At 33.2% G+C, this 10,214-nt stretch carries 10 protein-coding genes and 1 pseudogene; 8 read left to right on the top strand and 3 right to left on the bottom strand.

Going from position 1 to position 10,214, the window contains the following annotated elements; all coding sequences use genetic code 11:
* Positions 1–185: 185 nt before the first annotated feature.
* Positions 186–707 carry a TetR/AcrR family transcriptional regulator gene (locus ACTJJ9_RS25480; protein WP_145585133.1) on the top strand — a complete coding sequence of 174 codons (522 nt, stop codon included), beginning with the start codon at positions 186–188 and terminating at the stop codon, positions 705–707.
* A 697-nt stretch (positions 708–1,404) separates the two neighbouring features.
* Here the strand turns inward: ACTJJ9_RS25480 and ACTJJ9_RS25475 are convergent.
* Positions 1,405–1,659 (bottom strand): spore coat protein, encoded by a 255-nt coding sequence (locus ACTJJ9_RS25475; protein WP_145585132.1) that lies wholly within the window; start codon positions 1,657–1,659, stop codon positions 1,405–1,407.
* Positions 1,660–1,671: 12 nt separating this feature from the next.
* Complete coding sequence (locus tag ACTJJ9_RS25470; RefSeq protein ID WP_145585129.1) at positions 1,672–1,857, bottom strand: hypothetical protein; 186 nt, start codon at positions 1,855–1,857, stop codon at positions 1,672–1,674.
* 226 nt (positions 1,858–2,083) lie between these two features.
* Here ACTJJ9_RS25470 and ACTJJ9_RS25465 point away from each other — a divergent pair, with 226 nt between their 5' ends.
* From ACTJJ9_RS25465 to ACTJJ9_RS25435, 7 genes and pseudogenes are all read left to right on the top strand, one after another.
* A complete protein-coding gene (locus ACTJJ9_RS25465; protein WP_110927733.1) occupies positions 2,084–2,680 on the top strand; it encodes a cupin domain-containing protein in 597 nt (198 codons plus the stop codon).
* A gap of 427 nt (positions 2,681–3,107) precedes the next feature.
* Positions 3,108–3,293, top strand: a complete 186-nt coding sequence (locus ACTJJ9_RS25460) for a hypothetical protein (RefSeq protein WP_110927734.1) — start codon at positions 3,108–3,110, stop codon at positions 3,291–3,293.
* Between the two features lie 910 nt (positions 3,294–4,203).
* A pseudogene (locus tag ACTJJ9_RS25455) lies at positions 4,204–5,409 on the top strand (DNA topoisomerase); the annotation flags it as partial.
* Between the two features lie 183 nt (positions 5,410–5,592).
* A complete protein-coding gene (locus ACTJJ9_RS25450) occupies positions 5,593–6,435 on the top strand; it encodes a DNA adenine methylase (protein WP_095297659.1) in 843 nt (280 codons plus the stop codon).
* On the top strand, positions 6,422–7,693 hold the full coding sequence (locus tag ACTJJ9_RS25445) for a type II restriction enzyme (protein WP_145585125.1): 1,272 nt from the start codon (positions 6,422–6,424) through the stop codon (positions 7,691–7,693). Before ACTJJ9_RS25450 ends, ACTJJ9_RS25445 begins: the two co-directional genes overlap by 14 nt.
* 239 nt (positions 7,694–7,932) lie before the next feature.
* Positions 7,933–9,480, top strand: coding sequence for a tRNA (N6-isopentenyl adenosine(37)-C2)-methylthiotransferase MiaB (gene miaB, locus ACTJJ9_RS25440; RefSeq protein WP_095297655.1), 1,548 nt, complete (start codon positions 7,933–7,935; stop codon positions 9,478–9,480).
* Position 9,481: 1 nt separating this feature from the next.
* Complete coding sequence (locus ACTJJ9_RS25435) at positions 9,482–9,916, top strand: RicAFT regulatory complex protein RicA family protein (RefSeq protein WP_145585123.1); 435 nt, start codon at positions 9,482–9,484, stop codon at positions 9,914–9,916.
* Between the two features lie 147 nt (positions 9,917–10,063).
* Here the strand turns inward: ACTJJ9_RS25435 and ACTJJ9_RS25430 are convergent.
* On the bottom strand, positions 10,064–10,214 hold a 151-nt coding region (locus tag ACTJJ9_RS25430), incomplete at its 5' end, for a transposase (RefSeq protein WP_440768992.1).

Below are 10,214 nucleotides of genomic sequence, written 5' to 3'. Positions count from 1 at the left end.
TCTTCAACAATCAGGCGCTTTAATGAAGTAACTAAAGCCTAATTTTTCACTTATAACACCGAGAAATTAGACTTTTTATATTTTGATTTCCTTAACGTTGTAAATCCGCATTTTCCTGACGCTACCCCAGATAAAGCAAACACAATAGTTTTATCTATACTAAAAATAAATGTAGGTGATGAGAGTTGCGGGATGTAACGGAACAAATATTTAAAGGAGCTATTTCTGTCTTTACCAAAAAGGGATTTCAAGCGACAACGCAGGAAGTAGCAAAGGAAGCAGGAGTTGCGGAAGTAACATTATATCGAAAATTTTCCACAAAAGAAAATCTTTTTATCACAGCAATTAAAAATGTATTGGAGAAAAAATTTCATTCTCATATTATGGAGATAGCAAAAGAGAAAGAGACGGAACTATTTTTAACGAAGATTATAGAAGATAGATTGGATATTCTCTCGAAAAATGAGGGCTTAGTAAAAATGCTTTTGTCTGAAAGTTTAAGGGGAAATCTAATAAATGATATTAATTTGCCCGAAATAATCTTTTCAAGTTTAAAAAAGGGATTAGGATATCATTTTGAACTGAAAAACCAAACAGTGGATATAGATTTTTGTGCCAGACAGCTTGGTGGGGTGTTTTTAAGCTATGTTATACTACCTAACGGTCAACGATTTAAAAAGTTAACAAAACAAGAGAAACAGATATAGCAGGAAAACATGCAAAATCAATACTTTCAAGTATATAGGAGAGATTTACCATTTAGAATTCATAATAACAAAGAGGTTGTTAAAGCTGCAGAAGATAGTTTAGTTGTTGGTATTAATTAGATTGTTCAAAAGCCATCATAAATATATATGATGGCTTTTGACTTTTTATATTGACTACGTTTTTAAACCAAGCGTATTATATTAAAAATAATGATAAAAGAGTAGAAATTATAATTGGAATTGTATTGAGTGTAGGGGTAATTGTAATACCCAAAATAGTAACAGGCAATAATCCACTCACAGTTAATCTATATGACCAATTGCCTCCCAAGCCATAGATCCAGCAATAAATTTAGCAAATTCTTTACGCAAGCGAATGTTTCTCCTTTCTTCAAGTTTATAATTTTGTACGTTTATTTATAATTTTTCTAATTCAGGTACGGTTATAAACTTTATCCTCCGTAATTGAAAAGTTGATATTAAACAGATATGGATTTACAATTTGGCTGGGAAAGTGAGGAATACTAGCCTAAAACCTAGGTAAAACTAAACTTCCTAGAAAAAATAGTTGGGAACATTCTAATAAAAGAAGGCTGAAGAAATAATTTAGTTGTTGGTATCAAATAGATTGTTCAAAAGCCATCATATATGTAAAAGATGGCTTTTGATTATTGTGATTGGGTTCGGTTTTTATTAATTATTGCCCAGAAGACAATTGTGCTTTTGTTTGCTGAATCACTTGTTGTGTTGCTGGAGCAGCTGGCTGATAATATCCCTTTTGCAAGGCATATTCATATAAAGCTCTTTGACGATTCTCATCTTGATTACGTAATTGTATAAGCGTCTGCCTTAATCGTGGGTTATTGGATTCACTAATATGAGTGGCATATCCAGTTAAACTCGCATTTAATCCTGATAAATAATCATTTACCATATCTTTTTCTTGTAGCATTTCAGTTCCTCCTTATCCAAAGAATCCTAATAATTGTTGTTGTGCTTGTCTTGCAGCATGTGCATCTTTTTGAAACATTTTCTTTAATTGCGGATCTGTGCAATTTTGCGCATAAGAATCCAGTTTATTTGCAATCATCCCGTGGCTACCTATAATATGACGAAGATTCTCTACTTCAAGCTCCGTTAAGTTATTCATCAAACACACTCCTTTACACTTTTATCTTTTTTAAATTACCCTTATAGAGAAAACTCATACGAACAAAAACAAAGCCAATGCATAGGGTAGGAACGCTCAGAAGGTAATTTTACCTTTGATGAAGGAAAAACGAAAATGTTTCTTTCTTTAAAGTTACATAAGTCAAGTACACATTCCTCCTATAGTACATAGGATAATTTGATGAACTGTGAAGGGATTGAGAAAAATGTACTACAACCCATATGTATATCAGTATCCTTATTATGTTAATATACCTGTGTATAACTATGGAAGACAGTCTGATTACTTTACTTCTCCTAATGGGATAGAGCAGATAAACAAATTTGATTCTTTTCGCTCCCCAAATGGCAGCGATAATTTTTTGTTAACAGATTATGGACAGAACCCATTTGTGGTCAATATCAATGAAGCATCAAAGCACAATAATGCATTCCGTACTGCTTTATGGACCGGAAAATATCTTCAAGTTACTTTAATGAGTATTAATGTTGGTGAAGATATTGGGTTGGAAATGCACTCAGACGTGGATCAATTCTTACGTCTTGAACAAGGTCAAGGAATTGTACGAATGGGGAATAGCCCGGATAATTTGAATTTCGAGAGAAGAGTATTTGATGACTCTGCTATTATGATACCGGCTGGAACATGGCATAATTTAATCAATACTGGCAATACTCCATTAAAACTTTATTCAATATATGCTCCACCTAATCATCCGTTTGGTACTGTTCATGTCACTAAAGAAGAAGCAATGGCTGCAGAAGAAGCTCATCATTATGGCGAAGGAAATAGAGGTTTTTAACTGATGTAGATTTAAAATAAAGTTTAACCGTTTATAAAAAAGTTGCACCGTTTTACCTCTTTAGATTTTTTATCTGAAGGGGTGTTATCGATATTAAATAATTGATTTGGTGTAATCACCCAAAAAACAGTAAGAACTTAAACGGTTTTTACTGTTTTTTTATTTTTATTTTGAAATGGATGTACAAATTCCAACTAGGATTGCATATATCCGAAATGGATAATTAAGCAAGTGATTATTAATTTGACAATACATAGATTTAAACCTTATTTTCTCATGTGAACAAAGCCTTATTTTAATCTAAATTAAGCCCTAAATGGACTGTTTATGTCTGTCAAACGACTTGAGTATTTATACTGATAATTTCAAAGAAATTAGGATAGATATGATAAAATAAAGGTAATGGTACGAATAGGGAGTTACTGAAATGATGTTTAAAGTAAAACTTTTTGATGCTAAAGGAAAAGAACTTGAAATTGAAAATAAAATCATTGGTGAACTCGTGTTTGAATCTAAACAAGCATTTGACCATTTTATTAGAGAATGCTTACCACCTGACTTCCAATATAAAGTAATTTCTAAAAAGGTAAATTCAAATAATGATAAGAAATAATTTTTGCTTATTAGTTCTTTTTATTCGTCAACTATAACGCTTGCATTTGTCTTTTTTGTGGTTCGGTTAATAATGTATCCAACCCAAAAGAATAAAAACTGATTATTATGCTCAAATTCAATTAAAAAATACAAATGTTAAAATGTGGGTATAATGGGTAAAATATACAATGATGCAACTAGAAAAAACTACCAAGAAACAAAAAGAAGGCTGTATTTTTAGCCTTCTTTCCAAAAGATTGCTTTAAGATTTAAAGAAAGCACAACCAAAATAACGACTGCCACATTTTTGAACAGTCGTTTTTCTTCTCTCTCATTTTTTTAACTCAAAATTCTTTTGGCAATTAGAAATCCAAAAGGGTAAAGATTCTGTAATTTTTGTTTTACGTATCTGGCTTTGTTTCAGTACGGAGTTTATGTAAAACTCTCCTTTTTGTCTAAACCCATGTAAGAAGATCACTTAAAATTAAAATAGTTATAATAACACTTCATGAGTAATTCATAAGCAAGGTCTAGGTTTTTTTATGGAGGTTAGTTATGTTCAAGTGAGGTTAACATCGGGAGAACTACCAGTATCATGAGCATTAGCTGTAAGTCGGACATTCATAATGCGATCATCTAGACAAATATTTGTGAAACTCCCTTATTTTGTATATCAGTTATTATTCAACTATTTTTATTTATCCAATGAAACAACATCTTTTCACCGATTTTAATTTCATACTGCATCAACAACAACATTCTTCTTTTCTGTCCCCTTAACTGCTAAACTAATCTCCCCTATTAAAACAATCTTTATAAAGAAATAAACATTTATAGATGCTAATTTACTAAATGTAATATAATAAGTTTATTCCTATTAGTTATTAGCTTTAAAACCGATTTCATTAAGTCCACTTTTTAGTAGATACAGGTCTGATTCAACATATGTCACAAAGGGTGAAGCGGAACTTTTTCCTGCTATATTAGAGAAATTAAGCAGGTTTGACGAATATAAAGATTTATTTCCTTTACCAAAGACATCAATACTGAATAATTCTCGCTATGTTAATGAAAAAAAGGTAACAGATCACTATGCGATTATTCCAACTGAACAAGTAACAGATCCTAGCAGATTAAATGCTGATGAGCAAAAAATGTATGATTTAATTGTGAGAAGATTAATTGCTGCCCATTACGACAAAGCAATATATGACTATTCAACATTGACTACACTTGTAGATGGTCGAGCTGAATTTATTACTAAAGGAAAACAGCAAATTCAAGAAGGTTGGCGGAAAGTGATTTTTCAAAATGATAAAGAAAAGGATGAGCTGCTCCCACAAGTTCAAAAGGGAGAGACAGGACATGTCCAAAAAGTAGAAACAAAAGAGGGGAAAACTCAACCACCGAAACGATATACAGAAGGTCAATTAATCACATTAATGAAAACAGCAGGAAAATATTTAGACAACGATGAATTAGAAAAGGTTTTAAATAAAGTGGAAGGCTTAGGAACAGAAGCGACAAGAGCAGGGATTATTACGATGCTAAAGGATCGGAAATATATTGAAGTGAAAAAAAACCAAGTATATGCAACAGATAAGGGCAAAGTTTTAATCGAAGCGATCGGTAATCATATTTTAGCCTCTCCAGAGATGACGGCTAAATGGGAGCAGCGTCTTTCAGAAATTGGAGAGGGACAAGCATCTGCAGCATTATTTATGGAGCAAACTAAAAAGCTCTCTGCGAAAATTGTCGCTGACGCAATTCAATTTGCACCGAACTGGAACTTCGATGGATTAAAAGTAGAATCGATTCAGCGCTCAAATTCTAAGTTCACCATTGGAAAAAAAGTAGGGAAATGTAAACTGTGTAACGGAGATGTTGTCGATAAAGGCGAGTTTTATGGCTGTACAAATTATAAAGTAAATAACTGCAAGTTCACGATTTCAAAGAAAATTCTTGGGAAAAATATAACAAAAACGAATGTACAGAAGCTTTTATCAGAGGGAACGACTAATTTGATCAAAGGATTTAAAAAAGGTGAAAAAACCTTTGATGCAAAGCTGGAGTTAAAAGATGGAAAAATAAACTTTTTATTTACCCAAGGAACGAAACAACAACCAACACCTTAAATTGTGTTTCATAAGCAACGTACTAGTAAGAGACATCTTTCTTTAACTAAGGGAGTATCGAAAGAAATGATGTCTTTTTTTATATGTCGATAAAAAACTGCAGAGAATGAAATTAATTTGATTTTCTTTAGCTAAACCGATAAGATTTATACTAGATTTACGAGGTATGAGAGGGGAACATAGATGGTGACAAATAAAGTAGCTCAGCCATTTTTAAAATGGGCTGGTGGAAAGAGACAGCTACTACCTGAAATACGAAAATACTTACCAGAAGAAATGACTGGAACATATTATGAGCCTTTCATTGGTGCTGGGGCTGTATTATTTGACGTTCAGCCAAGCAAAGCTGTAATTAATGATATCAACTCCGAATTGGTTAATACATATTTAACAATTCGAGACCATATAGAAGAATTACTATCAGATTTACGGAAACATGAAAATAATAGTGACTATTTTTATGAAATACGAGATTTAGATCGAAAGCCTATTTATCAAGAGCTATCAGATGTAGAAAGAGCATCAAGACTTATCTTTCTTAATAAAACGTGTTTCAACGGGCTTTTTCGCGTCAACAAAAAGGGACAGTTTAATGTTCCATTTGGAAAATACAAAAATCCAAATATCGTGAATGAAGATGTCGTACGAGCCGTACATGATTATTTGGCAAATAATGATGTGACGATTTTAAATGGTGATTTTGCTGATGCAGTAGCAACTGCTAAAAAAGGAGATTTTGTTTACATCGATCCTCCATATGATCCTGTTTCAACAACATCTTCGTTTACCAGCTATAGCCTTGATGGTTTTGGTAGAGATGAACAGGAGCGATTAAGAGATTTAGTTGTAGACTTGGACAGACGTGGCTGTAAAGTACTGCTTAGTAACTCAGCAACTGAATACATTAAAGATTTATATAAAAATTTTCAGATTGAAATTGTCGGAGCAACGAGAAGCATCAACTCAGTAGCATCAAAACGCGGGAAAATTGATGAGGTGCTGGTGATGAATTATGAGCCTAAATGATAAAGCATGGGAAGTGCTTTTTGAACGATATCAAATACTAGATGAAGTGAATCGCCATGGGTTTTATGAAATTGACGCGAAAACAATTAAAACCGTTCGTGAGCCTCGTTTAATGGCTAAGTTTGATCATAAAAGTAACTTACCTAAAATCTTTAAAAAATATGGTATTAGCATCCTTCCAATCTCAAGGTCTCGATATGTTTTAGGACAATTTGATGCATATGAAAAGGTTTCTTATGATGAAAGCTTGCGGCCAATTAAACTACGTATTCCTCCAACTGTTATGACGATTGACCCTTCTAATTTGTATTCTGAAAGCTCTGCACTTCATTGTGCATATGTATCTGGTATGATCGCAGATTTACTCGGTGAAGAGTGCACGCCTACCGTTTCTGGTCGAATGTCCTCACAAGCATTTGACTTTATGATTCGCACGAATTCAGGGAAGGATCATCAGATTGCGATTAAAAACGCACAGGTTGAAATTGATGGAGGCTATGAAGGGGAAGAAGCATTTGCTCTAATCGAGGCGAAGAAGGAGACTGTCGAGGATTTTCTTGTTCGCCAGATGTATTATCCGTTCCGTTTATGGCAAGGGAAAATTCAAAAGAAAGTAAGACCAATTTTCTTTACTCATTCAGCAGATGTATTTCATTTTTTTGTCTATGAATTTGAGGATCCGTTGAGATACAATTCTTTACGGCTAATTGAACAAAAAAAATATATGATTGCACATGAGACAATTGCATTAGCGGATATTTATCATCTATTGCAACAAACAAAGGTGATTGAAGAACCAGAAATTCCTTTTCCACAGGCAGATTCCTTTATTAGAATTATTGATTTACTTGGTTTATTAATGGAAAAAGATTTAACAAAGGACTTCATCACGACTAATTATAATTTTGATGAACGACAAACCAATTATTATACTTCTGCTGCGATGTATTTAGGGCTGATTGATAAATATAAAAAAGACTCAAATATAAAATATACCTTAACAGCTAAGGGAAGACAGCTGATGAGGTTGCCGTACAAACAAAAGTATTTAGCATTAATAAAGTGCATCTTAGAACACAAAGTATTTAATGAAGTAGTAAGAGAATACTTTGTAAATGGCAAATTACCTAGTAAGCAAAAAATTATCGAGATGATGAAAAAGTCAAGCTTGTATAATGTTGAGAAGGAATCAACTTACTTTAGAAGATCTAGTACAGTTATAAGATGGGTTGAATGGATAATTGAGCAACAAAACTAAAATTGGAAATTCCTCATCTAGTTTGAAAAGACTTTATCAATATAAAGATTTTTTTCAAAGTTTAATAGAATCTTATTAAAGCTTTCCAATTGTTTTTACCATTAAATTAATCTTGTCAACATTCGCTTAAATCGTATATTTTATTGTTAGATTGTTTTATAAGGTTTATAATGGTTAGTTGTACGTCAACAATGAATTTAAACGCAATCAATCATTCTTTCAATGGAAGGAGAAAGAACATGAACGAACAACAACGTAAAGAAGGACAGAAAGTAGCTGCTATTTCAGCGGACAAAAAATCCGTTTCGGAAAAAACGTCAGCAGACTTTGCGAAATATTTTGAAAAGACTTATCAACCACCATCATTAAAAGATGCTAAAAAACGTGGAAAAGAAGATGTGCAATACAATGATTTTAAAATCCCTGAAGAATTTAAAGGAATGGGACAAGGTCGGAAGTTTTTCATCCGTACGTATGGCTGTCAAATGAATGAACATGATACTGAGGTTATGGCAGGTATCTTTATGACATTAGGATATGAGCCAACTGACAGTGTTGAGGATGCAAATGTCATTTTATTAAATACATGTGCGATCCGTGAAAATGCTGAGAATAAGGTTTTTGGTGAGTTAGGCCACTTGAAGACGCTTAAAAAAGAGAAGCCGGATTTATTACTTGGTGTATGTGGCTGTATGTCACAAGAGGAATCAGTAGTAAATCGTATTTTAAAGGTTCACCCATTTGTGGATATGATTTTCGGAACACATAATATTCACCGCTTACCAAATATTTTAAATGAAGCATATCTTTCTAAAGAAATGGTCATTGAAGTTTGGTCAAAAGAAGGGGACGTTATTGAAAACCTTCCGAAAATTCGTAAAGGGAATATAAAAGCATGGGTAAACATTATGTACGGATGTGATAAATTCTGTACGTATTGTATCGTTCCATATACACGTGGTAAAGAGAGAAGTCGACGCCCTGAAGAGATTATTCAGGAAGTTCGCCAGCTTGCAGCACAAGGATATAAGGAAGTTACCCTACTTGGTCAAAACGTAAACGCATATGGAAAAGACTTTGAAGATATGGAATATGGTTTAGGGGATTTAATGGATGAAATTCATAAAATCGACATCCCAAGAATTCGTTTTACAACAAGTCATCCGCGCGATTTTGATGACCGTTTAATCGAGGTTCTAGCTAAAGGTGGCAACCTTTTAGATCATATTCACTTGCCAGTACAATCAGGAAGCTCAGAAGTTCTTAAAATTATGGCTCGTAAATATACTCGTGAGCGTTACTTAGAGCTAGTTCGAAAAATAAAAGAAGCAATGCCTAACGCATCTTTAACAACAGATATTATTGTCGGTTTCCCAAATGAAACAGAAGAGCAATTTGAAGAAACCTTATCTTTATATCGCGAAGTAGAATTTGATAGTGCATATACATTTATTTACTCTCCACGAGAAGGTACACCAGCTGCTAAAATGAAGGATAATGTTCCGATGGAAGTAAAAAAGGAACGCCTTCAACGGTTAAATGCGCTTGTTAACGAAATTTCTGCGAAAAAGCTTAAGGAATATGAAGGTAAAATTGTCAATGTACTAGTTGAGGGTGAAAGTAAAAATAATCCAGATGTATTATCAGGTTATACGGAAAAGAGCAAGCTAGTAAACTTTAGAGGACCGAAATCTGCTATTGGACAAATTGTAAAAGTTAAAATTGTAAAAGCAAAAACATGGACACTTGATGGTGAAATGGTTGAAGAAGCAGTTGAGGTGATATAATATGTCGACAATTCATACAAAAGATGAGATCGTTGCAAAGGCTCGTGAGCTTGCAAAAATGATTTCCGAATCAAAAGAAGTTGATTTTTTTAAACGTGCCGAAGCGCAGTTAAACGAAAATCAAAAAGTTCGTGAAATGATTGCAAGTATTAAAAGCTTACAAAAGCAAGCTGTCAATTTTCAACATTATGGCAAACATGAAGCATTAAAGCAAGTTGAGGCAAAAATTGAAAAAATTCAAAATGAATTAGATGAAATTCCGATTATTCAAGAATTCCAAGAGTCTCAAATGGAAGTTAATGATTTATTACAGCTCGTTTCACATACGATTTCAAATAAGGTGACAAATGAAATCATCACATCAACAGGTGGAGACTTATTATCAGGTGAAACAGGTTCAAAGGTCCGTTCTTCAACAGGTGGAAGCTGTTCATAAGAAATAGAAAAAACGAAGAGATATTAAAAATCTCTTCGTTTCAGATTGAAGACAAAAGGCATTTGGGAAAGCTTTCTTTCCCAAATGCCTTTTTAATTTTTGATTTTCTTCTTAGAATCTATCTTAAAAATATGTGTAAATTGCCTATTATTCATATTTTTTATGCCATTTTTGGACTTCCCAAGTCCAATTGGCTAATTTCTTAAGATTTATTGCAGCAAAAGTTAGCATCGCCTGCATGGACAATTTTTTAAGTCCCCGTAGGGTTGTCCATCGCATACCATGCTTTTCTTTTGCA

Origin of the sequence: Metabacillus sp. 22489, assembly GCF_052044855.1 — a bacterium.
Taxonomy (GTDB): domain Bacteria; phylum Bacillota; class Bacilli; order Bacillales; family Bacillaceae; genus Metabacillus; species Metabacillus niabensis.
The sequence above is the reverse complement of the archived record's forward strand: the minus strand, read 5'-3'. Positions and strand labels throughout refer to the sequence as shown.

Excerpts from the sequence above, each read along its gene's own strand:
- ACTJJ9_RS25475 (WP_145585132.1), bottom strand. The coding sequence starts at position 1,659 with ATGCTACAAGAAAAAGATATGGTAAATGATTATTTATCAGGATTAAAT.
- ACTJJ9_RS25460 (WP_110927734.1), top strand. The coding sequence starts at position 3,108 with ATGATGTTTAAAGTAAAACTTTTTGATGCTAAAGGAAAAGAACTTGAA.
- ACTJJ9_RS25435 (WP_145585123.1), top strand. The coding sequence starts at position 9,482 with ATGTCGACAATTCATACAAAAGATGAGATCGTTGCAAAGGCTCGTGAG.
- miaB (WP_095297655.1), top strand. The coding sequence starts at position 7,933 with ATGAACGAACAACAACGTAAAGAAGGACAGAAAGTAGCTGCTATTTCA.
- ACTJJ9_RS25465 (WP_110927733.1), top strand. The coding sequence starts at position 2,084 with ATGTACTACAACCCATATGTATATCAGTATCCTTATTATGTTAATATA.
- ACTJJ9_RS25470 (WP_145585129.1), bottom strand. The coding sequence starts at position 1,857 with ATGAATAACTTAACGGAGCTTGAAGTAGAGAATCTTCGTCATATTATA.
- ACTJJ9_RS25445 (WP_145585125.1), top strand. The coding sequence starts at position 6,422 with ATGAGCCTAAATGATAAAGCATGGGAAGTGCTTTTTGAACGATATCAA.
- ACTJJ9_RS25450 (WP_095297659.1), top strand. The coding sequence starts at position 5,593 with ATGGTGACAAATAAAGTAGCTCAGCCATTTTTAAAATGGGCTGGTGGA.